Source organism: Microbacterium flavum (assembly GCF_018717645.1).
Taxonomy (GTDB): domain Bacteria; phylum Actinomycetota; class Actinomycetes; order Actinomycetales; family Microbacteriaceae; genus Microbacterium; species Microbacterium flavum.
This window is the reverse complement of sequence record NZ_JAFLHG010000002.1, coordinates 210,629-232,565: the sequence shown is the minus strand read 5'-3', so window position 1 is coordinate 232,565 and position 21,937 is coordinate 210,629. Positions and strand designations below refer to the sequence as shown.

22 protein-coding genes are annotated in these 21,937 nt (G+C 71.0%); 3 read left to right on the top strand and 19 right to left on the bottom strand.

Annotated features, from left to right (window positions below):
- The first annotated feature begins 18 nt into the window (after positions 1-18).
- On the top strand, positions 19-492 hold the full coding sequence (locus tag J0P97_RS03140) for an NUDIX hydrolase (RefSeq protein WP_215486315.1): 474 nt from the start codon (positions 19-21) through the stop codon (positions 490-492).
- 30 nt (positions 493-522) lie between these two features.
- On the opposite strand, the gene J0P97_RS03135 is transcribed toward J0P97_RS03140, so the two are convergent.
- From J0P97_RS03135 to murC, 10 genes are all read right to left on the bottom strand, one after another.
- Positions 523-2,223 (bottom strand): long-chain-fatty-acid--CoA ligase, encoded by a 1,701-nt coding sequence (locus tag J0P97_RS03135; protein ID WP_215486314.1) that lies wholly within the window; start codon positions 2,221-2,223, stop codon positions 523-525.
- Positions 2,224-2,320: 97 nt separating this feature from the next.
- Entirely contained in the window at positions 2,321-3,238 is a 918-nt protein-coding gene (locus tag J0P97_RS03130) for an RluA family pseudouridine synthase (RefSeq protein WP_215486313.1), read from the bottom strand.
- A gap of 1 nt (position 3,239) precedes the next feature.
- Positions 3,240-3,791, bottom strand: a complete 552-nt coding sequence (lspA, locus tag J0P97_RS03125) for a signal peptidase II (RefSeq protein WP_215486312.1) — start codon at positions 3,789-3,791, stop codon at positions 3,240-3,242.
- 8 nt (positions 3,792-3,799) lie between these two features.
- Positions 3,800-4,429 (bottom strand): DivIVA domain-containing protein, encoded by a 630-nt coding sequence (locus tag J0P97_RS03120; protein ID WP_215486311.1) that lies wholly within the window; start codon positions 4,427-4,429, stop codon positions 3,800-3,802.
- Positions 4,430-4,540: 111 nt separating this feature from the next.
- Positions 4,541-4,843, bottom strand: coding sequence for a YggT family protein (locus J0P97_RS03115; RefSeq protein ID WP_215486310.1), 303 nt, complete (start codon positions 4,841-4,843; stop codon positions 4,541-4,543).
- A gap of 2 nt (positions 4,844-4,845) precedes the next feature.
- Positions 4,846-5,316 carry a cell division protein SepF gene (locus tag J0P97_RS03110; RefSeq protein WP_215486309.1) on the bottom strand — a complete coding sequence of 157 codons (471 nt, stop codon included), beginning with the start codon at positions 5,314-5,316 and terminating at the stop codon, positions 4,846-4,848.
- A 31-nt stretch (positions 5,317-5,347) separates the two neighbouring features.
- Positions 5,348-6,121, bottom strand: a complete 774-nt coding sequence (locus J0P97_RS03105) for a YggS family pyridoxal phosphate enzyme (RefSeq protein ID WP_215486308.1) — start codon at positions 6,119-6,121, stop codon at positions 5,348-5,350.
- Complete coding sequence (gene ftsZ, locus J0P97_RS03100) at positions 6,118-7,266, bottom strand: cell division protein FtsZ (RefSeq protein WP_215486307.1); 1,149 nt, start codon at positions 7,264-7,266, stop codon at positions 6,118-6,120. Before ftsZ ends, J0P97_RS03105 begins: the two co-directional genes overlap by 4 nt.
- Before the next feature lie 194 nt (positions 7,267-7,460).
- Complete coding sequence (locus J0P97_RS03095) at positions 7,461-8,435, bottom strand: FtsQ-type POTRA domain-containing protein (protein WP_215486306.1); 975 nt, start codon at positions 8,433-8,435, stop codon at positions 7,461-7,463.
- A gap of 3 nt (positions 8,436-8,438) precedes the next feature.
- The gene (gene murC, locus J0P97_RS03090) at positions 8,439-9,875 is read right to left on the bottom strand and encodes a UDP-N-acetylmuramate--L-alanine ligase (protein ID WP_215486305.1); all 1,437 of its coding nucleotides are present in this window, start codon (positions 9,873-9,875) and stop codon (positions 8,439-8,441) included.
- Positions 9,876-9,982: 107 nt separating this feature from the next.
- On the opposite strand from murC, the gene J0P97_RS03085 reads away from it, so the two are divergent.
- Together J0P97_RS03085 and J0P97_RS03080 are read left to right on the top strand one after the other, a co-directional pair.
- The gene (locus tag J0P97_RS03085; protein ID WP_215486304.1) at positions 9,983-10,861 is read left to right on the top strand and encodes a hypothetical protein; all 879 of its coding nucleotides are present in this window, start codon (positions 9,983-9,985) and stop codon (positions 10,859-10,861) included.
- Positions 10,858-11,229 carry a GntR family transcriptional regulator gene (locus J0P97_RS03080; protein ID WP_215486303.1) on the top strand — a complete coding sequence of 124 codons (372 nt, stop codon included), beginning with the start codon at positions 10,858-10,860 and terminating at the stop codon, positions 11,227-11,229. The genes J0P97_RS03085 and J0P97_RS03080 overlap by 4 nt, the downstream gene beginning before the upstream one ends.
- A gap of 117 nt (positions 11,230-11,346) precedes the next feature.
- Here J0P97_RS03080 and J0P97_RS03075 read toward each other — a convergent pair whose 3' ends face one another.
- The 9 genes from J0P97_RS03075 to mraZ all read right to left on the bottom strand — a co-directional run bounded on the left by J0P97_RS03075 (position 11,347) and on the right by mraZ (position 21,770).
- Positions 11,347-12,453: a UDP-N-acetylglucosamine--N-acetylmuramyl-(pentapeptide) pyrophosphoryl-undecaprenol N-acetylglucosamine transferase gene (locus tag J0P97_RS03075; RefSeq protein WP_308163383.1), complete on the bottom strand. Its 1,107-nt coding sequence runs from the start codon at positions 12,451-12,453 to the stop codon at positions 11,347-11,349.
- 40 nt (positions 12,454-12,493) lie between these two features.
- Positions 12,494-13,768, bottom strand: coding sequence for a putative lipid II flippase FtsW (gene ftsW / locus J0P97_RS03070; RefSeq protein ID WP_215486302.1), 1,275 nt, complete (start codon positions 13,766-13,768; stop codon positions 12,494-12,496).
- 14 nt (positions 13,769-13,782) lie between these two features.
- A complete protein-coding gene (murD, locus tag J0P97_RS03065) occupies positions 13,783-15,309 on the bottom strand; it encodes a UDP-N-acetylmuramoyl-L-alanine--D-glutamate ligase (protein WP_215486301.1) in 1,527 nt (508 codons plus the stop codon).
- Positions 15,306-16,415, bottom strand: coding sequence for a phospho-N-acetylmuramoyl-pentapeptide-transferase (gene mraY, locus J0P97_RS03060; protein WP_215486300.1), 1,110 nt, complete (start codon positions 16,413-16,415; stop codon positions 15,306-15,308). Before mraY ends, murD begins: the two co-directional genes overlap by 4 nt.
- Positions 16,412-17,836, bottom strand: a complete 1,425-nt coding sequence (locus J0P97_RS03055; protein WP_215486299.1) for a UDP-N-acetylmuramoyl-tripeptide--D-alanyl-D-alanine ligase — start codon at positions 17,834-17,836, stop codon at positions 16,412-16,414. The genes mraY and J0P97_RS03055 overlap by 4 nt, the downstream gene beginning before the upstream one ends.
- Before the next feature lie 29 nt (positions 17,837-17,865).
- Positions 17,866-19,680, bottom strand: a complete 1,815-nt coding sequence (locus J0P97_RS03050; protein ID WP_215486298.1) for a peptidoglycan D,D-transpeptidase FtsI family protein — start codon at positions 19,678-19,680, stop codon at positions 17,866-17,868.
- Between the two features lie 4 nt (positions 19,681-19,684).
- On the bottom strand, positions 19,685-20,287 hold the full coding sequence (ftsL, locus tag J0P97_RS03045) for a cell division protein FtsL (protein ID WP_215486297.1): 603 nt from the start codon (positions 20,285-20,287) through the stop codon (positions 19,685-19,687).
- Positions 20,284-21,243 carry a 16S rRNA (cytosine(1402)-N(4))-methyltransferase RsmH gene (gene rsmH / locus J0P97_RS03040; protein WP_215486296.1) on the bottom strand — a complete coding sequence of 320 codons (960 nt, stop codon included), beginning with the start codon at positions 21,241-21,243 and terminating at the stop codon, positions 20,284-20,286. Before rsmH ends, ftsL begins: the two co-directional genes overlap by 4 nt.
- Positions 21,244-21,338: 95 nt before the next feature.
- Positions 21,339-21,770, bottom strand: a complete 432-nt coding sequence (mraZ, locus tag J0P97_RS03035; RefSeq protein WP_215486295.1) for a division/cell wall cluster transcriptional repressor MraZ — start codon at positions 21,768-21,770, stop codon at positions 21,339-21,341.
- Positions 21,771-21,937: the final 167 nt, after the last annotated feature.

The window sequence follows — 21,937 nt, the reverse complement described above, 5'->3', positions numbered from 1 at the left end:
GCCCGATAGCCTCGAGCCATGGGCACCCCCGAGTTCGTCCTCGACCTCCGCGCACTGATCGGCTCCCGCCCGATCCCCCTGGTCGGGGTCACGGCCGTCGTGTTCCAGGGCGACCGGGTCCTCGTGGGTCGGCGGGCCGACAACGGGGCATGGCAGTGCATCTCGGGCATCGTCGACCCGGGCGAGGAACCGGCGGATGCCGCGCGACGCGAGTGCGCGGAGGAGGCGGGGGTGGTGATCCGCGCGACGCGGCTCGCCGGCGTGCGGCAGCTCCCGCGCGTGACGTACGGGAATGGCGACCGCGTCGACTATCTGGACCTCGTGTTCCGCTGCGAGTGGGTGTCCGGCGCACCGCATCCCGCTGACGGGGAGCTCACCGAGGTCGGCTGGCGGGATCTCGACGATCTCGCGGAGATCGACCCCGCCCATCGCGACAAGATCGCCGTCGCGCGGGACGCGGACGGGCCGGCCGCCTTCGCGGGCGGCACCTGAGCGACGGCTGGTCGGAGTCCGCCCCGCCGGTCACGCCTGCCGGCGACGGACGATCTCCTCGCGCACCTCGCGCCGGAGCACCTTCCCGACGAGCGAGCGCGGCAGCTCGTCGAAGAGCACGACCGAGCGCGGCACCTTGTAGGCGGCCAGGTGCTCGCGCGCGTGCGCGCGGATCCGGTCGACGTCGAAGGCCGCGCCCGCGCGCAGGACGACCGCCGCCGTCACCGCCTCTCCTCCGTCGGGCCGTGGGATCCCGACGACGGCGGCATCGACGACATCCGGATCCCGCAGCAGGACGTCCTCCACCTCGCTCGGGCTGATGTTGAAGCCGCCGGTGATGATGAGCTCCTTCATCCGGTCCACGACCGTGACGAATCCGTCGGCGTCGGCCACGACGATGTCGCCGGTGCGCAGCCACCCGCCTTCGAGGAGCGTGCTCGCGGTCTCCTCCGGCTGGTTCCAGTAGCCGCTGAAGACCTGCGGCCCGCGGACGAGGAGCTCCCCCGGTTCACCGGTCGCGCGGTCGACGCTCGGCTGGTCCGGGTCGACGACGCGGATCTCGGTGCTCGGGAAGGGAACGCCGACGGTGCCGGTGCGGCGCAGCGGACCCATCGGGTTCCCGATGCTGATCGGCGAGGACTCCGTCATCCCGTAGCCCTCCACCAGGATGCCTCCCGTGGCCTTCTCCCACCGCTGCACGGTTGCCGCGGGCAACGCCATGGCGCCGGAGATCGCGTTGCGCAGCGTCGAGAGGTCGGTACCCGCACGCGAGGTCGCCCGCGCGAGCGCGTCGTAGATCGGCGGGACGGCGGGCAGGAACGTCGGTGCGGTGCGCCGCATGGCCGTGAGGGTCAGACCGACGTCGAAGGTCGGGAAAAGGACGATCCGCGCCCCGATCGAGATCGCCGTGGTGAGGCACAGCGTGAGCCCGTAGGCGTGGAAGAGCGGGAGCACCCCGTAGAAGACCTCCTCACCGTGCCGGAGGTCCGGAACCCAGGCCTCGGACTGTGCGGCATTCGAGCGGAGGTTGCGGTGGCTCAGAACGGCGGCCTTCGGGTGCCCCGTCGTCCCGCTCGTGAACTGCAGCACCGCGGTGTCATCGAGTGTGGGGCGCGGCACTCGGCGCGGGATCCGGCGTCCGCCGACGAGCTTCGCCCAGGGCAGAAGTCCACGCGCCCGCGGATGGGAGGTCAGGGCCGCCCGCGACGCACGCGCCTTCGGCAGGGGCAGGCGGAGGAGGGCCCGCGTGCGACGCGGCATCGCATCGGTCATCGTGACCGGCACGATCCGCTCGGGCAGGATGTCGGACGGGAACTCGGCGATCGTGTCCGCGATCGCATCCCACACGATCGCGACGCGGGCATGGTGCACCTCGAACAGGTGCCGGAGTTCCGGTGCCGTGTACCGCGGGTTGTGCTCGACGACGATCGCGCCGAGACGCTGCACGGCGTAGAAGGCCACGACGTGCTGGGGGCAGTTGGGAAGGATGAGCGCGACGCGGTCGCCGGGTCCCACCCCGAGTCGGCGCAGGCCCTCCGCCGCGCGGGCGACCTGGTCGCCCAGACGCGCGTAGGAAGTGACGGCGCCGAAGAACTCGAGCGCGGGACGCCGAGGGTAGGTCGCCACCGCGTCGTCCAGCATCTGAGCGAGCGTCTGCGTGACGGGCTCGATCTCCGCCGGCACTCCGTCCGCGTAGGAGGCGAGCCAGGGTCGGGACGAGAGGGCGCTCATGCCTCCAGGCTAGGCATCCTCTCGTACGTGCGGCGGCATGGATCGCGCTCGCTGCCGCAGGCCGCGACGTCCTCGCCCCCGGTGGGGCGCGGCGGGCTCAGTCCCGCAGCACGTCCAGCGCGTGGACGAGATCGGCGGGGTAGTCGCTCGTGAACGTCACCCAGTCCGTCGTGACAGGGTGCGCGAACGACAGCTCATGGGCGTGCAGCCACTGCCGCGTCAGCCCCAGACGCGCGGAGAGCGTCGGGTCGGCGCCGTAGAGCGGATCGCCGACGCACGGGTGGCGGTGCGCGGCCATATGCACCCGGATCTGGTGGGTCCGCCCGGTCTCGAGATGGATCTCCAGCAGGGAGGCCGACGGGAAGGCCTCGATCGTCTCGTAGTGGGTGATCGAATCCTTGCCGTCCGGGGTCACGGCGAACTTCCACGAATGCGAGGGATGCCGGCCGATCGGCGCATCGATCGTCCCTGCCAGCGGATCGGGGTGCCCCTGGACGACCGCGTGGTAGATCTTGTCGACCTCGCGCTCCTTGAACGCGCGCTTGAGTGCCGTGTACGCACGCTCGCTCTTGGCGACGACCATCAGGCCGCTCGTTCCGACGTCGAGCCGGTGCACGACGCCCTGGCGCTCCGCGGCACCGGTCGTCGCGATCCGGTATCCGGCGGCCGCGAGGGCGCCCAGGACCGTGGGTCCCTCCCAGCCGACGGACGGATGGGCGGCGACACCGGCGGGCTTGTCGACGACCACCATGTCATCGTCGTCGAACACGATGCCGAGCTCAGGGACGGCGATCGGGACGATCTCCGGGTCGCGACGGTCCTCCCACGCGACCTCCAGCCATTGGTCGGCGACGAGCTTGTCGCTCTTGCCGAGGGTCCGTCCGCCGAGCTGCACGCCGCCCGACTCGGCGATCTCCGCCGCGAAGGTGCGCGACAGACCGAGGAGCTTCGCGAGGGCCGCGTCGACGCGCACCCCGTCGAGCCCATCGGGGACGGGCATGCTGCGCACCGGCATGTCAGACCTCCGCGACCGGTTCCGGCGTCTTCGCGGCATCCTTCTCGCGCGTGCCGTCGAAGCGGATGCCGAGGAGCACGAGCAGGGCGACGGAGATCATCGTGGTCACGATGAAGATGTCGGCGACGTTGTAGATCGCCGGCATCATCCACGGCGTGTAGATGAAGTCGATCACGTGACCGACGGCGAACCCGGGTTCGCGGAAGAGCCGGTCGGTCAGATTCCCGGCGATGCCGCCGAGCAGAAGGCCCAGGACGAGGGCCCAGAGGCGCGAGCGGATCCCGCGGACGGCCAGCACGACGATGAGCACGCCCGCCGCGGCGAGCACGATCGTGAACAGCCAGGTCACTCCCTCGCCGAGCGAGAAGGCGGCTCCGGAGTTCCGGGTCAGGTACAGGTGGAGAACGTCACCCCAGACGGGGACGGTCTGCTGATACGGCAGGTTCTGGAGGGCGAGGAACTTCGTGAACTGGTCGACGGCCAGCACCGTCACCGCGAGGATCGCGATGAGGATGCCGGCCGTCGAAGGACGCAGTCGCTTCCGGTCCGACACCGGCCCGCTCAGGAGGCCGAGACGGACGAGCCGGAGGTCGCACCCGTGACGTCGAGGTCGCGGAGCTTCTCCTCGATGAAGCCGCGCAGCTGCGAGCGGTAGTCGCGCTCGAACTGGCGCAGTTCGCTGATGCGGGTCTCCAGGGTCGTGCGCTCGGCGTCGAGGCGCGCCATCTCGTCGCGGCTCTTCGCCTCGGCTTCGGCGAGGATCGACGCGGCCTGGGCCTGAGCGTCGGAGACGAGCTTGTCGCGCTGAGCCTGACCCTCGGCGACGTGCTCGTCGTGGAGGCGCTGGGCGAGTTCGATGATGCCGGCCGATGCGGCGACGCCGCCGCCTGCAGCAGCGGGGGCCGGAGCCTCCTGCGCGGCCGGAGCTTCCTGCGCGGCGGGGGCTTCGACGGGCGCCTCTTCGACGACCTCGTCGGCTTCAGCGGCCGGGGCCTCGGCGGCGGGAGCGGAGTGCTCGCCACCCTCGAGCTCGGCGACGCGGGCCTTGAGCTCCTCGTTCTCGGCGATCGTCTTCCGCCACTCGACGACGATCTCGTCGAGGAAGTCGTCGACCTCATCCGGGTCGAAACCCTCCTTGAAGCGGACGTGCTGGAACTGCTTGGTGACGACGTCTTCGGGAGTCAGAGCCATGGTTGTTTCCTCTTTCGGTGCTGACGACGAGGGCCGGCAGGTGGCATCGCGCCGTGGGCGGGCCGTTCTGCAACAGCATAGTCCGCGCGCCTGTGGCGTGCGAGAAGAGCGTTACGAACGCGCGATCGCCCCGGTGATCGACATGAGGATCAGCACGACGAGCATCGTGAGGGGAAACCCCAGGTCGAGGGCGACGGGACCGAGCCGGAGCGGCGGGATGACCCGTCGGAGGACCCGCAGCGGCGGGTCGGTGAGCGTGAAGACGATCTCGGCGAACACGAGACCGAACCCCTTCGGGCGCCATTCGCGGTTGAAGAGCGGAATGTACTCGAGGATCAACCGGGCGAGCAGGACCAGAAGGTAGACGAAGAGAAGGGTGTTGACGACGGACGCCGCCAGCCGCACGATCTCCACGATTACGGCGTGAAGGGCGCCGCCTCGGGGTCGGCCGGCGCGAGAGTGCCGTCGCCCGAGATCGCGACGTTCTCGGGCGAGAGCAGGAACACCTTGCTGGTGACCCGCTCGATGCGCCCGTAGAGGCCCAACGACAGTCCGCTCGCGAAGTCGATGAGGCGGCGCGCGTCGGCGTCGCTCATCTGCGAGAGGTTGATGATGACGGGGATGCCGTCGCGGAAGTTCTCCGCGATGAGCTGCGCGTCGCGGTACTGCTTGGGGTGGACGGTGAGGATCTCGCTCACGGTGCCCGCGACGGTCGGCTGACGCACGACGGCGGGGCGGTGCAGCGGGGTCACGGGAGCCGCCTTCTCGACCGGGCGCTCGACGGCGCGCTCACGGCGCGCCGGCGTCTCGGCGACAGGCTCGTCATAGGCCTCTTCCTCATCGGCGAGGCCCAGGTACACCATGGTCTTCTTGAGCGGGTTCGACATCGCATCCTCCGTTTGCTCGTCTGTTGGAAGGCTATCCGTGCACGGGCCTCGGGCCCGTGATTGCCGTACCGATCCGCAGGTGTGTCGCACCTGCCGCGATCGCCGCGGCGAAATCTCCCGACATCCCTGCAGACATCCACGTGGCATCGGGCACGACGGCGCGCACGGCGTCGCCCGCACGGCGCAGGCGCGCGAAGGCGCGGGCGGGGTCTTCGCCGAGCGGGGCCACCGCCATCACGCCGCGAAGACGCAGCGATGGGCAGGAGGCGACGATGTGCTCGGCGAGGCGCGTCACATCCATCGGGGCTGCTCCCCCGCGCGCAGGATCGTCGGTGAGGTTCACCTGGACGAAGACGTCGAGGGGCGGCGCGTCGGGGGAGGCGGTGTGCAGCGCGTCGGCGAGGCGGTCGCGGTCGACGGAGTGCACCACATCCGATGCCGCGCGCACGGCGCGGGCCTTCTTCGTCTGGATCTGCCCCACGAAGTGCCAGCGCAACGGGTCCTGCGCGCGAACCGCGTCCGGTCCCTGAGACGCGTCCGGTCCCTGAGCCGCGTCCGGTCCCTGAGCCTGTCGAAGGGCGGCCCGCTTCGCGGTCAACTCCTGCTGGCGGTTCTCGGCGACATCCCGGACGCCGAGCGCCGCGAGCTCCTCGACGAGGGATGCCGGGTGGAACTTCGTCACGACGATGCGCGTGAGCTCCGACGGGTCACGGCCCGCCGACCTCGCGGCATCCAGGATGCGCGCGTCGAGGTCGGCGAGCCGTGTGGCGAGCGCTTCGGCGCCCGCCGGGACTTCCCCGGTCACTTCAGGAAGTCGGGGATGTCCAGGTCGTCCGAGCCGTAGACCGAGTCGTACGACTCGCTCGCGGCGGCGACGGCCACCGACTCGCGCTCCTCTGCGGCGGGCGTCTCGCGCGCGGCCTCCGCGGCGGGGACGGCGGGCACGACCGGCGCGGCGGCGACCGGCCGCTGCGCCGTCATCGGCTCGATCCGCGCCTGCGGCTCGCCGCCGTCGAAACCTGCGGCGATGACGGTGACGCGCACCTCGTCGCCCAGGGTGTCGTCGATGACGGTTCCGAAGATGATGTTCGCCTCCGGGTGCGCCGCCTCCTTCACCAGCTGCGCGGCGTCGTTGATCTCGAAGATGCCGAGGTTCGACCCGCCCTGGATCGACAGCAGCACGCCGTGCGCACCCTCGATGGACGCTTCGAGGAGCGGCGATTCGACGGCGAGCTCGGCCGCCTTGATGGCTCGGTCCGCGCCGCGCGCCGAGCCGATGCCCATGAGCGCCGATCCCGCGCCCTGCATGACGGACTTCACGTCGGCGAAGTCGAGGTTGATGAGACCCGGCGTCGTGATGAGGTCGGTGATGCCCTGCACACCCGCGAGGAGGACCTGGTCGGCCGTCGCGAACGCCTCGATCATCGAGATGCCGCGGTCGCTGATCTCCAGGAGGCGGTCGTTGGGCACCACGATGAGGGTGTCGACCTCTTCCTTGAGCTTGTTGACGCCTTCCTCGGCCTGGCTCTGCCGGCGGCGTCCCTCGAAGGAGAACGGACGCGTGACGACACCGATCGTCAGGGCGCCGATCGACTTGGCGATCCGCGCGACGACGGGTGCGCCGCCGGTACCGGTGCCGCCGCCCTCCCCCGCCGTGACGAACACCATGTCGGCGCCCGCGAGCGCCTCTTCGATCTCCTCCGCGTGATCCTCCGCCGCGCGACGACCCACCTCGGGGTCGGCACCGGCGCCGAGTCCGCGGGTGAGCTCGCGTCCGACGTCGAGCTTGACGTCGGCGTCGCTCATCAGCAGCGCCTGCGCGTCGGTGTTGACGGCGATGAACTCGACGCCCCGCAGCCCGAGCTCGATCATCCGATTGACGGCGTTCACGCCGCCGCCGCCCACACCCACGACCTTGATCACCGCGAGGTAGTTCTGGTTCTGGCTCATGCCGGCCTCCATTGTGTCCCGAACCCGAAACGTCTAAACCTTGAACCTCAAGTTGAGGTTTAAAGAATTGCCGAGTATGCAATTCCTTGATTGAAGGTAAGCGGGAGGTCCGCCCGACGCGGCGAGGCGCTGGGCGTGTCGCGGACAAAGCGGCCCATCGCGGGACGAATCGGCCTGTCTCGACCGGATCCGCGTCAGCGGACGACGACCGCGTCCGGCGAGGACACGTCGTAGCTCGAGACCGCACTGGGCGGCTGCGCCGTCATGATCCCGGCGAGGACGCGCGCCTTCTCACCGGATCGGTCGGCGTTGCCCCACACGACCGTCGTGCCCGTGCCGCCGAGGGTGAGCGTGACATCGTTCGCGGTCGTGGCCGACATCGCCGTCACCTGCGCGCGGATGTCGACGGGCAGAGCGCGGAAGACGGTGCCGACCGCGGCGAACGCCGACGAGCCGACGCCCGAGGCGACCGTGATGGTCGGATGCCCCGCGGGGGGCTCTGCGGTGGTGGAGAGCGCGACGCCGGCGGCATCCACCAGCGTGTAGCCCGCGGCGGATTCGATCGACCCGATCGGCGTGCGCTCGACGATGCGGACCACGAGCTCGTGCGGAGGCCGCGCCTCGAGGGTGTACGACTCGACGAGCGGGAACTGCACGAGCGCCGCTTTGACGGCGGAGGAGTCCACACGCGGGAGCGGAGTGCCGATCTGGTCCGCCAGAGCCTGCTCGACGGTCGCCGGGTCAAGGGTCTGCGTACCGATCACGGTGACCTTCTCGACGGCGAAGAGCGGACTGTAGGCCGCGCCGAGCGTGCCGAGCACGAGCACCGCGAGCGCGGCGAGCACGGTGATCCAGATCGCCCGACGACGCCGCTGCCGCGCGGTGAATCGGCGGACCTCAGCGCGCAGCGCCTTCCGCCGCGCCCGCGCGGCCGCCCACACGTCACGGACGCCGATCGCGTCCGACTCCGCGGCGGTGATGACGGCGGCATCCTCGCTCTCCCCGGCGTCACCCGCGCGCTCGTCGAGGGCGCGGGCTTCCTCCTCCGGCGCCGCCGCGGGCGCGACGGGGTTCGGGAAGCGGATCGGCTCCGCGACGGGCGGTTCGACCTCAGGCGGCGCGGTGCCCTGCGTCGCGGGCGCCTGTGGGAGCGGGGACGGGCGCCGCACGTGTCACGCCTCGGTCCCGACGGGGGCCGACTCGGGCGCGTCCGCTGACGATCCGCGCAGCGCCTCGAGCACCTGCGGGATGATCTGGTAGACATTGCCGCAGCCGAGGGTGATCACATAGTCGCCCGCGCGGGCGACGGATGCCGTGTAGTCGGCCGCCTCCTGCCAGTCGGCGACGAAGTGGACGTGTCCCGGATCGGCGAACGCGGTGCTGACGAGCTCCCCGGTCACCCCCGGCACCGGGTCTTCGCGCGCCCCGTAGACATCGAGCATGACGGTGTGGTCGGCGTGGGTCTCCAGGACGTCCGCGAATTCCCGGTACATCTCCTGGGTGCGGGAGTAGGTGTGCGGCTGCTGCACGGCGATGATCCGACCGTCGCCGACGACGGTCCGCGCGGCCGCGAGCGCCGCGGCGACCTCCGTCGGGTGATGGGCGTAGTCGTCGAAGACGCTGACCCCGCGCTCGACGCCGTGCAGCTCGAAGCGCCGCACGGTCCCCGCGAACCGCTCGACCGCGCGCAGCGCCGGCTCCAGCTCGTAGCCGAGGGTGAGGAGCACGGCGACCGCGCCTGCGGCGTTGATCGCGTTGTGCGCGCCGGGCACGGCGAGCCGTCCCGACACCGTCACGCCGGCGTGGGAGAGGGTGAAGGAGACCGGCCCGTCGGTGACGATGTCGGAGACGCGGACGTCCGCGCTCTCGTCCTCACCGAACGTCATCACGCGCGGGTGACGGAGGACGCCCGTCACGCGGCGTGCGCCCGCGTCGTCCGCGCTGATGACGACCGCTTCGCGCGCCTCGTCCGCGAAGCGGGCGAACGCCTCGTAGAAGGCCTCCCCGGTGCCCCAGTGGTCGAGGTGGTCGGGGTCGATGTTCGTGATGAGGGCGATCGAGGTGTCGTAGAGGAGGAAGGTGCCGTCGGACTCGTCCGCCTCGATCACGAACAGCTCGTCCGACCCGGTTCCGCTCGAGACGCCGAGATCGGCGATCACTCCCCCGCTGACGAAGGTCGGTTCGGCCTCCAGCGCTCGGAGCGCCGTCACGATCATCCCGGTCGAGGTGGTCTTGCCGTGCGCGCCGGCGACGCTCACGAGCCGCCGCCCGCCGATGAGCCAGTGCAGCGCCTGCGAGCGATGGATGACGTGCAGTCCGCGCTCCTTCGCGAGGAGGAACTCGGGGTTCTGCGGCCAGATCGCTCCGGTGTGGATGACGGTGTCGACGTCGTCGGGGAGGTTCGCCGCGTCGTGACCGACGTGCACGTCGGCTCCGCGCGCGGCGAGGGCGCGCAGCGCCGCGCTGTCGGCGCGGTCGGAGCCCGACACTCGGATGCCGCGGTCGAGGAACATGCCGGCGAGCCCGGACATCCCCGATCCGCCCACGCCGATGAAGTGCGCCGCGCGGATGTCGTCGGGGATGGGGAGGGTGAGATCGGGTCGAATCATGGCCCGTCAAGTCTAGGTCGGGCCGCTGGACGCCGGCCGTGCGGCGCGCTGGTCGCCGATCGCCGTTTTGTGTTGACACATTGATACAAAGCGCGTACAAAGAAGGCATGACCGATCCCACGCTGCGCACCGTGTTCGCCGTCATGCTGGGCGCCCTGGTCATCGCGTTCGCCGTGATGCTCGTCCTCGCCGCGCGCCCCCGCTCCGGTGAGCGTCCGCTCCTCCGGTACGCCGAGCGCTGCGCACTCCCCGTCCCGGCGGCGTCGGCGGGCGACCTCGAGGCGCGCATGCGGCGGCGGCGGCTCGTGGAGGCGATCGGTGCACTGGTCGGGATCTCCCTCGCGGCGATCCTCTTCGCCGGCCCGCTCGGCTCGGAGCCGCTGTACCCGCTCGCCGTCCTCTTCCCCGTCTTCCTCGTGAGCAACCTCATCGCCGAGACCGTCATCACGCTGCGCGAGCAGCTCTTCCACCCTCGAACGGATACCCCGCGCCTGGCCCGCCCTCGGGCGGTCGGCGCTGCCGACTACATCGGGCCCGCGGCTCGCGCCCTCCCGTGGATCATGGCCGCCCTGGTCGTGGCCATGGCAGTGTGGACGACTCTCGGCGCCGGCGCGCCGAGCCTGCACCTCGCGGCCGCGCTCGTCTCCGCCCTCGCGGTCACGGTCTGCCTGTCGATCCCGGTGTGGGACCGCGCGATCCTCGCCCGGTCCCAGCCGGCCACCACCCCGCTCGAACTCGCCTGGGCCGACGCGCTGCGCGCCGATGCCCTGAACGCCGTCCGCAGCGCCGCCGTCGCGCTGTGCGTCGTGGCCGCGACGCTGTCCGTCAGCGTGCTCCTGTCCGCGGGCGATCTCGTCGGGTGGCCGCTCACCCTCGTCAACCTCGCCTATCTCGTCGTGCAGCGGGTGTACCCCACGCGCGGTGCGCCCGTTCCGCGCGGGCTCTTCCCCGACGGCATCCGCGTGCCCGCCGGGAGCGCCGCATGATCGTCGTCGATCCGGCGTCGCCCGTAGCGCCGTACGAGCAGCTCCGCGCGCAGTTCGTCGACGAGATCGCCGCGGGCGGACTTCCCGCCGGATCGCGGCTGCCGACGGTGCGGCGCCTCGCGGACGACCTCGGCGTCGCGCCGGGCACCGTCGCCCGCGCCTACCGCGAACTGGAGGCCGCCGGCTTCATCGAGACGAGGGGGCGGAACGGCTCGTTCGTCGCGCCGCAGGGGGATGCCGCGACGCAGCAGGCCCAGCGAGCGGCGGCGGCGTTCGCCGCGCAGATCCGGAGCCTGCGCCTGGACCCCGACCGCGCCCTGGCGCTGGTCGCGGCCGCGCTCCGCCCCGACCCGCCCGTCGCCGGCTGAGTCGCCGCGAGGGCGCACGAACCCCGCAGTTCGTCGCGTGCTCCGCAGGCATCCGGGGCTTTCGGGGCGGAGTACGTGCGCTTGTGCGGAGTTGGTGCGGCGCCGCGTGGTGGCGCGTCAGCGGCGCGGACGCGCCGCCACGCGGTCGATCTGCGCGATGACGTTCGCCGTGCCCGCGCGGGCATCCGGCGCAAGCCGCGCGGCCGCCGCGCGCATCGCTGCGAGCGCCTCGCCGCCGGACAGAAGGGGCAGGATGTCGCTGCGCACCCGGTCGGGGGTGAACGCGGCATCCGGGATGAGGCGCGCGGCCCCCGCGGCCACCGCGGCGGCGGCGTTGCGCGCCTGTTCCCCGTTGCCGACGGCGTACGGCACGTAGACGGCCGGCAGGCCGAGGGCCATGAGCTCGCTCACGGTGGCTGCGCCCGCGCGTGAGACGACGAGATCGGCGAGCCCCAGCGCGAGGTCCATGCGGTCGAGGTACGGGACGACGACGTATGCCGCGTCGGGTGAGGGCAGGGCGTCGTTGCGCGTCCCGACGGCGTGGAGGATCTGCCAGCCGGCACCGACGATGTCGCGCCACGACCCCGCGAGGGCGTCGTTCAGGCGGACGGCGCCGAGCGATCCGCCGAAGACGAGGAGGACCGGGCGGGCCGGATCGAGGCCGAAGAAGCCCGCCGCCTCGGCGCGGACGGACGCGCGGTCGAGGGCCGTGATCTCGCGCCGCAGCGGCATCCCGACGACCTCGCCCCCGCGCAGCGGCGTCCCCGGGAAGGTCACCCCCACCGCAGCCGCGCCGCGTGCCCCCAGGATGTTCGCGAGCCCAGGCCGCGCGTTCGCCTCGTGGACGACGACGGGGATGCCTTCGCGCCGCGCGGCGACGTAGGCGGGTGCCGAGGCGTAGCCGCCGAAGCCGACCACGATGTCGACCCGGTGGGTGCGGATGTGCGCGCGCACCTGCGCGACCGCCCTCCGCCAGGCGGCGGGGAACCGCGCCGCGGCGAGGTCGGGCCGGCGCGGGAAGGGAACCTTGTCGACGATGAGCAGCTCGTAGCCGCGCTCGGGCACGAGGCGCGACTCGAGGCCCTCGCGCGTGCCGAGGACGAAGACGGATGCCTCGGTGTCCCGCTCGCGGAGACCGTCGGCGACGGCCAGCAGCGGGTTCACGTGCCCCGCGGTGCCGCCGCCCGCGAGCAGGTAGGTCGTCGGGATTTGCGCTGCGCTCACTCGAACGAGGGTACCCGTCCGCCCGTCGACCGCCGTCGCGTCAGCGGTGCCGGGCCGGCGTCGCCGCGATCGGCGGCAGCGCGGAGCGTCGGTCGGGGATGGTGCGGGCGAAGGACAGCAGGACGCCGCACGCCACGAGCACCGACAGCAGCGAGGTTCCGCCCTGCGACATGAACGGCAGCGGGACGCCGAGGACCGGGAACAGCCGCAGCACCACGCCGATGTTCACGAGCGCCTGGCCGACGATCCACACGGTGATGCCGCCGGCGACGATGCGGATGAAGGGGTCGTTCGTCTTGCGGATGACGTGGAAGGCGCCGACGGCGAAAAGGGTGAACAGGGCCAGGACGACGAGGCATCCGATGAGCCCCAGCTCCTCGCCGAGGATCGCGAAGATGTAGTCGTTGGCCTGCGCGGGCAGCCATCCGTACTTCTCTCGGGAGTTGCCGAGCCCCAGCCCGAAGATGCCGCCGTTGGCGAGCCCCCAGACGCCGTGCAGGGGCTGGTAGCAGGTGGTGTCGTAACAGGCCGTGCTGTCCACATCGAGGAAGCTCATGATGCGGCGCATGCGGTTCGGGCTGGTCACGGCGAACAGCGCCGCGGCGCCGACGACGAGGACGAGGGGGATGACGAACAGGCGCAGACGCACCCCGGAGAAGAAGAGGCAGCCGAGGAGGATCGCCATGAGGATCAGTCCCGTGCCGAGGTCGTGGCTGCCGACCGCGACGAGGCCGATCACGAGCGCCCCGACGGGGACGACCGGGATGAAGACGTGCCGCCACAGGCGCAGGAGGCTCTGCTTGCGGTACATGACGTAGCCGAGCCACAGCGTCAGGGAGAGCTTCAGGAACTCGGAGGGCTGCATCTGGAAGCCGCCGACCTGGATCCAGTTCTGGTTGCCGTCGTTGATGACGCCGAGGCCGGGGACGAAGACGAGCAGCTGGACGCCGATCGTGACGATGAGCGCCGGCCAGGCGATCTTCTTCCAGAACGTGACCGGCAGGCGGCTCGCGAGGAACATCAGCGGGATGCCGATGATCGCGAAGGCGGCCTGCTTGAGCACCGTCTCGAACGGCCCCGCGCCGGCGGCGAGGGACTCGGCCATCGTCGCCGACAGCACCATGACGAGACCGAACCCGGTCAGGATCAGGGCCGTCGAGGCGATGAGCAGGAACTCGGGCGGGACGGCGGAGGTGACCCTGCCGAGCGAGACGCGCGCGGCGAAGCCGCCGGTTCGCGAGGAGCCCGCCCCGGGCGCCTCCCCGGGATGCGGCGGTGCGGTCGGTCGGGTGCGCCCTGTCGTGGTCGTGGCCACCGGCACCCCCGTCGTCACTCGTCGGCGCTTCCGCCGAACCTGTCCTGCACGGCCCTCGCGAAGCGGGTGCCGCGGTCGGCGTAGGAGGAGAACTGATCGAAGGATGCCGCGGCCGGAGCGAGGAGGACCACGTCTCCGTCACGGACGATCCGAGCCGCCAGTTCGACGACCTCCGCCATGACGTCTTCAGTCTGAGCGTGGTCGACCTCGAACAGCGGAATGGCGGGCGCGTGTCGTGCGAACGCCTCGACGATCTGCGCCCGCTCCGCGCCGATGACGATGGCGGCCTTCACCCCCGCGCCGCGCGCGGAGACGAGCGCCGAGATGTCGACGCCCTTGAGGAGCCCGCCCACCACCCACACCGCGCCGGGGAAGGCTGCGAGCGACGAGGCGGCCGCGTGCGGGTTGGTGGCCTTCGAGTCATCCACCCAGGTGACGCCGCCGGCGACGGCGACCACCTCGATGCGGTGCGGATCCAGGCGGAACTGCGACAGCGCCCGGGCTATCGCCTCGGGCTCGACGCCGAGCGACCGCGCGAGTGCCGCGGCCGCCAGGATGTTCGACACGATGTGCGGAGCGGCGAGACCGCGCGCGGAGAGGTCCGCGACCGTGGTCAGCTCCAGGGCGCTCGAGCGACGCTCCTCGAGGAACGCCCGGTCGACGAGGATGCCGTCGACGACGCCCATGTCGCTCGGCCCGGGAATGCCGAGATCGAAGCCGATGGCACGGCATCCCTCGATCACCTCGGCCTCCTCGACCATCTCGCGGGTGGCGATGTCGGCCTTGTTGTAGACGCAGGCGATGCGGGTGCGGCGGTACACGACGGCCTTGGCGTCACGGTAGGCGGCGAAGGAGCCATGCCACTCGAGGTGGTCGTCGGCGAGATTCAGGCAGACGCTCGCGTGCGGCGAGAGGGCCTGGTCCCCGGAGGCGAGCGACAGGTACCAGAGCTGGTGACTGGACAGCTCGACGACGAGGGCGTCGAATCCCGCCGGATCGCGCACCGCATCCAGGACGGGCACCCCGATGTTCCCGACCGGGGCGGCGCGCAGCCCGCCCGCGACGAGCATCGAGGCGGTGAGCTCCGTCGTGGTCGTCTTGCCGTTCGTCCCGGTGATCAGGATCCAGTCGGCGGGCGTGCCGTCGGGGCGGAGCACCTTGTCCCGCACCCGCCAGGCGAGCTCGATATCCCCCCAGAGCGCGATCCCGCTCTGCTGCGCCCAGGCGATGACCGGGTGGTGGGGAGCGAAGCCCGGAGAGGCGACGACGACCTCCGGCGCGAACGCGACGAGCTCGGCCGGGACGGTCTGCAGATCGCCCGTCCACAGGCGCGCGCCGATGACGGGGAGCAGGCTCGCGTACTCGTCTGCGGCGCGTTCGGTCACGACGAGCACGTCGGCGCCGAGTTCGGCGAGCGTGTCCGCGGCGGAGAAGCCGGTGACCGAGAGACCGAGGACGGCGACCCGGAGGCCGCTCCAGTCCGCATGCCAGCTCTGCAGGAGGTCGAGGTCGCGCGGCGCGGACCCGGTTCCGGCGCTCACTGCGCGGCCAACCAGGCGACGTAGAACAGTCCGACGCCCATGACCGCGAGGATGCCGGCGATGATCCACATCCGCACGACGATCGTGATCTCCGGCCACCCCCGCATCTCCAGGTGATGGTGGAACGGACTCATGAGGAACAGGCGCTTGCCGCCTGTCGCCTTGAAGTACAGGCGCTGGAGGATCACCGAGCCGGGGCCGATGATGAAGATGCCCGCGATGATCACGGAGAGCAGCTCGGTCCGCGAGAGGACGGCCATCGCGACGATCACGCCGCCGATCGCCATCGAGCCGACGTCGCCCATGAAGATCTTCGCCTTCGGCGCGTTCCACCAGAGGAAGCCGACGAGCGCACCGACGAAGGATGCCGCGATGATCGTGAGGTCCATCGGGTCGGCCGTGTCGTAGCACGCGGCCTGATAGGCCGTGACGAGCGCTTCGGATGTGCACCGCTGCTGGAACTGCCAGAACGTGACGAGGCTGTAGGCGGAGACGGTGAAGATGCCCGCGCCGGTCGCGAGCCCGTCGAGTCCGTCCGTGAGGTTCGTGGCGTTCGACCAGGCGACCGAGAGGAACGAGATCCACACGAGGTAGGCGATCCAGCCGATCACCGCGCCCAAGGCGAGGAAGGACAGCATGGGGATGTCGCGGAAGAACGAGATGTAGGGCGATGCCGGGGTCTGTCCGACGCTGTTCGGGAAGTTCAGGGCGAGGATGGCGAAGGGCACGGCGACGGCGACCTGGCCGACGACCTTCCGCCAGCCGGAGAGTCCGAGGCTGCGCTGCTGGCGCACCTTCATGTAATCGTCGATGAATCCGACCGCGCCGAGTCCCACCATCATCCAGATGACCAGCAGCCCGGAGATCGAGGGCGGGGAGCCGCCGGTCAGGGTTCCCACGAGGTACCCGACGATCGAGCCGAGGATGAAGATGACCCCGCCCATCGTGGGGGTGCCGCGCTTGGCGTGGTGCGAGGGGTTGTGACCGTCCTCCGGCGTGCGGATCACCTGGCCCCAGCCGAGCTTCTCGAAGAGCCGGATGAACAGCGGCGTGAGGAACAGGGTGAAGGCCAGGGAGATCGTGGCGGCGGACAGCAGGGATCTCACGAGAACGATTCTCCCAGACGATCGCCCAGGTGGCGGAGCCCGGCGGAGTTGGACGACTTCACGAGGACGCGGTCGCCGTCGCGGAGCTCGGTCATGAGGTAGTCGTAGGCCTCGTCGGAGGTCTCGAAGAACACGGCCTCCCCGTCCCACGACCCTTCCCCGATCGCCGCGAGGAAGAGTCGGCGTGCGTCGCGGCCGACGACGACGATGCGCTCGATGCGCAAGCGCACGGCCTGGAGTCCGACGCGGTCGTGCTCCTCCCCCGCGGCCTCGCCGAGCTCGCTCATCGCACCCAGGACGGCGACCTTGCGCTGACCGGGCTCGGTGATCTGCGCAAGGGTGCGCAGCGCCGCGGACATCGAGTCGGGGCTCGCGTTGTACGCGTCATTGATGATCCGCACGCGCTCCGAGCCGAGCGGCTGCATGCGCCACCGCTCGGCGATCTGCACCGTCGCCAGGCGCGCGATGGCGTCCTCCGGGTCAACGCCCAATTCGCGGGTGATCGCGATCGCGGCCAGCGCGTTCATGACGTGGTGCTCGCCGAGGACCTGCAGGTGCAGCGGCATCCGCCGCTCGCCGCTGCCGTCCGTGACGACGATCGTCGACGTGGTGCCCGCGGCGCTCACCTCGACATCCTCGGCGCGGACCTCGGCACCGGGGCCGCGACCGAACCAGCGCACCGTGACACCGCGCTCGGCGGCGACCTCGGCCATCGCGGCGACGCGCGGGTCGTCGATGTTCAGCACCGCGATGCCGCCGGGGCGGATCGCCTGGACGAGCTCGGTCTTCGCGCGCTGCGTCGCCTCGATGCCGCCGAAGCCGCCCGCATGGGCGAGGCCGACCATCAGCACCGCGCCGATATCGGGGGTCACGAGGCCGGCGAGCCGCGCGATCATCCCGCCCGTGTCGGCACCGAACTCGCTGACGAGGAAGCGGGTGCCCTCGCCCACTCGCAGCATCGTGAGGGGAGCGCCGACATCGTTGTTGAAGGAGTTCCGCGGCGCGACGGTCTCGCCCTCGTCCTGCAGGATGCGCTGAACGAGGTTCTTCGTGGTCGTCTTGCCGTTCGATCCCGTGATCCCGACGACGCGGAGGTCGCCGATCTCCCGCGCACGCGCGACGACGGTCCGCGCGAGATCGGCGAGGGCCTGGACGACGTCGGGGACGACGATCTGCGAGATCTCGGCGTCGACGTGGTGCTCGACGAGAGCGAGTGCGGCGCCGGCCTCCACCGCGGCGGGCACGAAGAGGTGACCGTCGGTGACATCGCCCGGTTTGGCGACGAACACATCGCCGGGGCCGATCAGGCGCGAATCGGTGTCGACCATCCCCGACACGATCGTGTCCCGGGTATCCGACCGGGCGAGGTCGAGCACGCCTCCGACGGCGTCTGCGACATCAGCGAGGGTCATCCGGATCATGTGTGGGGTTCCTCACGCGACAGGGCGCGTCACTGGGTGACGGGGAGCAGGGGCGTCGCTTCGTTCGACGGCATGATGCGGTAGTGGGTGAGCACCTGCATCATCGCCTTCTTGAAGACGGACCGGTTCGCGGACGACATCCGGGTGGTCTTGGGCTCGTCGAAGAGCGTCAGAACAACGTACTGCGGATCCTCGGCGGGGGCGAACCCGGCGAGCGAGGTCATGAACAGACCGTCCTTGTATCCGCCGACGCCGTCGGGGACCTCCGCCGTGCCGGTCTTCACGGCCAGGCGGTAGCCGGGGATGTTGATGTCCTCGGCGAGGGTGCCCTGCGCGTACACGTTCTCCAGCATCTGCGAGACCTCGGCGGCCGTCTGCGGCTTGATCACCTGGACGGGCGCGGGCTCATCGGGCGTGACGACCGACCCGTCCGCCTTCGTGCACGACTCGACGAGCCGCGCGGGCAGGCGGACGCCGCCGTTCGCGATCGTCTGGAAGACGCTGACCACCTGGGTCGGGGTGACGGTGAAGGCCTGACCGAAGGTGGTCGTGTAATACGTCTGGTTGTCCCAGTCCGCCGCATCGGCGCTGAAGCCGGCCGTCGGCGCTCCGGACCAGTTCAGCGCGTCGCCCCCGCCCACGCCGAAGTTCTCGAGGTACTGCTGGCGCACCTCGGGGGACACAGTCGTGCCGAACTGTGACATCGCGACGTTCGAGGACTCGACGAGGCCGCCGGTGAGCGTGAGGTTCTCGGTGGGGTGGTTCTCGGAGTCGTTGATGACCGCGCCGTTGGGGAACTCGATCCGGTCGGGCGTCTCGACGGCGGAGGTCGGCGTGAGGCCGCCCTGCTCGATCGCGGTCGCCGCGGTGATGGGCTTGAACGTCGAGCCCGGCTCGTACGAGACGCGCAGCAGGCGCGAGCCTCGGTCGTCCGCGGCGGACGCGCCCGGATCGTTGGGATCGACGGTCGGAGTCTCCGCGATCGCCCGGATCTTGCCGGTCCTCGCCTCCATGACGATGATGCCGCCCCACTCGGCCTGGTACTTCGCGGTCTCCTCGGCGATGAGCTGCTGCATGTACCACTGCAGGTCTCCGTCGATCGTGAGCTTGAGCGTGCCGCCGTCGACCGCCGGCTTCTCCTGCTCCGTACCGGGGATGATCACGCCGCTCGTGCCACGCTGGTATTTCAGGGTGCCGTCAGTGGGCTGCAGGCAGGCCTGCTGCAGGTCCTCGACGCCCTCCAGGGGAGTTCCGTCGGAGCCGACGAACCCGAGGATGTTGCCCGCCACGGCGCCGTCCGGGTAGACCCGCGAGGGATGCTTGTCGAAGTAGAGGAAGGGCAGGTCGAGAGCGACGAGGGCGCGATACTCCTCCGTCGAGACGTATCGCTTGATCGTGGCGTACTGGGAGTTGGCGTCCTCCGCGAGAGCGCCCGAGACGACCCCCTGGACGTCCGCGGCCGTCTGGCCGGTGACCGCGGCGATGCGCGCGGCGAGGTCGGGCCACGGGACCTTCTCGTTCTTCCCGTCGGCGCCCTTGATGGGCGTTCCGTCCGCGTCGAGCTTGTCGATGCCCTGCACCGCGAGGGCCGGGTCGATCTGGACGTCGTAGAGGAGGGTGCTCGTCGCGAGGACGGTGCCGTCCTCGTCCACGATCTGACCGCGGGCACCGTACAGCGTCTGCGACGCCCCGGTCGCGAGATCCTCGGCCTGGGCGATGTGGTCGTTGGCGTTGACGACCTGGATGTCGACGAGGCGCACGACGAAGGCGGCGAGCACGCCGAGGACGACGGCGAGGGCGACGACGGTACGCCGGCGCGGGCTGCGGGTTGCGCGAGTCGTCATGAGATCAGTGTGTGGCGGGGGTCGGCAGACCGTCGGCGATCGCCGGGGGTGTCGAGGATTCGGCGCCGGCCGCGATCGCCTCGTCGGCCACGCTCGCGCCCGAGTCGAGGGTCGCCTTCGGGTCGTTCACCAGCGGAACGCCGGCCACGAGCGCGTTCGCGACGGCGGCGGACGTGAGCGCGTTCACCGAGCTGGCGCCCTGCACGCCGGCATCCGTGCCGATGATCGCGCTGTCGCTGAGGCGGAGGAACGCGGGCGCCTGACCCGTGACCATCCCGAGCGCAGCGGCGTTGGCGGCCAGGTACTGGGGCGAGCTGAGCCCGGCGAGCGAGTCGGTGAGCATCTGCTTCTGATAGTCGAGGTCGCGCTGCTGACTGGAGAGGGTGGCGAGCTGATAGGAGCTCTGCGTCGTGAGGATCGAGAGCCCCATCTGACCCGCGCCGATCAGCAGGGCGCCGGCGACGGCGACGATGCCGTACACGAGGCGCGGCCGGCGACGCGCGGACGGCTGATCGAGGGCGTGCAGGCGGCGCGCGCGCTCGGTCGACGGGGCGAGATCGGGGCCTGTCCCGGGCCGGTGGCGGGCAGGCGCGGTGGCGATGCTCATACGGCCTCTGCGATTCTCTCGGCCGCGCGCAGTCGCACGGGGGTGGCTCGGGGGTTGCGTGCGCGCTCCGCCTCGGAGGCCAGTTCGGCGCCCTTCGTGAGCAGACGGAAGCGCGGAGTGTGCTCGGGGAGCTCGACGGGCAGTCCCGCGGGGGCGGTGGATGCCGCGGCCGCAGCGAACTCGCGCTTGACCAGTCGATCCTCGAGCGACTGGTAGCTCATCACCGCGATGCGTCCCCCGAGCCGGAGGAGCCCCATCGCGGCGGGCAGCGCGCGCTCGAGCACGGCGAGCTCGGCGTTGACCTCGATCCGCAGCGCCTGGAAGACGCGCTTGGCCGGGTGCCCGCGTCCCTCGCGCTGCACAGCGACCGGAGTCGCCGCGACGAGGACGTCGACGAGTTGACCCGAGCGCTCGATCGGCGCGAAGGCGCGCGCCGCGAGGATCGCCCGGGCGTAGCGGCCGGCGAGCTTCTCCTCGCCATAGCGCTCGAAGATGCGACGCAGGTCGCCCTCGCCGTAGGTCGCGACGACCTCTGCCGCGGTGATCCCCTGCGTCTGGTCCATCCTCATGTCCAGCGGGGCGTCCTGGGAATAGGCGAATCCGCGATCCGCCTCGTCGAGCTGCAGCGAGGAGACGCCGAGATCGAAGAGGATGCCGTCGACCTGCGGCGCTCCGGCCCCCGCGACCGCCTCGGCGATGCCGTCGTACACCGTGTGCACGAGCGTCACCCGGTCGCCGAAGCGAGCAAGACGCTCGCCGGCCAGACGCAGGGCGTCGGTGTCGCGGTCCAGGCCGATGAGGCGCACCCCGTCGAAGCGCTCGAGAAGCGCCTCCGAGTGGCCGCCCATGCCTTCCGTGGCATCCACGACGACAGCGCCGGGGTGCGCGAGGGCGGGCGCGAGCAGCTCGATGCAGCGCTCGAGGAGGACCGGGGTGTGGATGTCGGAGGTGCTCATCGTCTCGGGCGGGGCCCGGAGTCCCGATCCCCATCCGCCTGACCTGGCACCGGGGAAGTGTGCCAGGGCGTGCGGCTGGGAGTCGGGGCCACGGGTCAGAAGAGGCCCGGGATCACCTCCTGCTCCATGTCCGAGTAGCTGTCTTCGTTTCCTTCGGCATAGGCGTTCCATGCCTCCGCGTCCCAGATCTCGGCGTGCGCGCCGACGCCCGTCACCACGAGTTCGCGGCCGAGGTTCGCGTAGGTGCGCAGGTGGACGGGGAGGGTGATGCGGCTCTGGCTGTCGGGCTTCTCGTCGCTCGCGCCGGAGAGGAACATGCGCTGGAAGTCGCGCGCCTGCTTGTTCGTCAGCGGCGCCTCGCGGATCTTCTCGTAGACCCGCTCGAATTCCTTCGTGCTGAACACGTAGAGGCAGCGCTCCTGACCTCGGGTGACCACCACGCCGTCACCGAGATCGGTGCGGAACTTGGCGGGAAGGATGACCCGACCCTTGTCGTCGAGCTTGGGGGTGTAGGTGCCCAACAGCATCCACGACCACCCCCCTTCGCTCCGGCCCGCCTCAGGTGAGCACCACTTTACTCCACTTCCCTCCACTTCACTATGGCTTTCACGCCTGCATCCGCCCCGACGCACGAAAAAGGGCACAAATAAACACCGACCCTCTGGGGTCGGTGTTCTTCGAAGCGGTGGGCGGG

Bases quoted from the DNA above. Each gene is read 5' to 3' on its own strand.
- J0P97_RS03140 (WP_215486315.1), top strand. From the start codon at position 19: ATGGGCACCCCCGAGTTCGTCCTCGACCTCCGCGCACTGATCGGCTCC.
- J0P97_RS03135 (WP_215486314.1), bottom strand. From the start codon at position 2,223: ATGAGCGCCCTCTCGTCCCGACCCTGGCTCGCCTCCTACGCGGACGGA.
- J0P97_RS03130 (WP_215486313.1), bottom strand. From the start codon at position 3,238: ATGCCGGTGCGCAGCATGCCCGTCCCCGATGGGCTCGACGGGGTGCGC.
- J0P97_RS03120 (WP_215486311.1), bottom strand. From the start codon at position 4,429: ATGGCTCTGACTCCCGAAGACGTCGTCACCAAGCAGTTCCAGCACGTC.
- J0P97_RS03110 (WP_215486309.1), bottom strand. From the start codon at position 5,316: ATGTCGAACCCGCTCAAGAAGACCATGGTGTACCTGGGCCTCGCCGAT.
- ftsZ (WP_215486307.1), bottom strand. From the start codon at position 7,266: ATGAGCCAGAACCAGAACTACCTCGCGGTGATCAAGGTCGTGGGTGTG.
- murC (WP_215486305.1), bottom strand. From the start codon at position 9,875: ATGATTCGACCCGATCTCACCCTCCCCATCCCCGACGACATCCGCGCG.
- J0P97_RS03085 (WP_215486304.1), top strand. From the start codon at position 9,983: ATGACCGATCCCACGCTGCGCACCGTGTTCGCCGTCATGCTGGGCGCC.
- J0P97_RS03080 (WP_215486303.1), top strand. From the start codon at position 10,858: ATGATCGTCGTCGATCCGGCGTCGCCCGTAGCGCCGTACGAGCAGCTC.
- J0P97_RS03055 (WP_215486299.1), bottom strand. From the start codon at position 17,836: ATGATCCGGATGACCCTCGCTGATGTCGCAGACGCCGTCGGAGGCGTG.
- J0P97_RS03050 (WP_215486298.1), bottom strand. From the start codon at position 19,680: ATGACGACTCGCGCAACCCGCAGCCCGCGCCGGCGTACCGTCGTCGCC.
- ftsL (WP_215486297.1), bottom strand. From the start codon at position 20,287: ATGAGCATCGCCACCGCGCCTGCCCGCCACCGGCCCGGGACAGGCCCC.
- rsmH (WP_215486296.1), bottom strand. From the start codon at position 21,243: ATGAGCACCTCCGACATCCACACCCCGGTCCTCCTCGAGCGCTGCATC.
- mraZ (WP_215486295.1), bottom strand. From the start codon at position 21,770: ATGCTGTTGGGCACCTACACCCCCAAGCTCGACGACAAGGGTCGGGTC.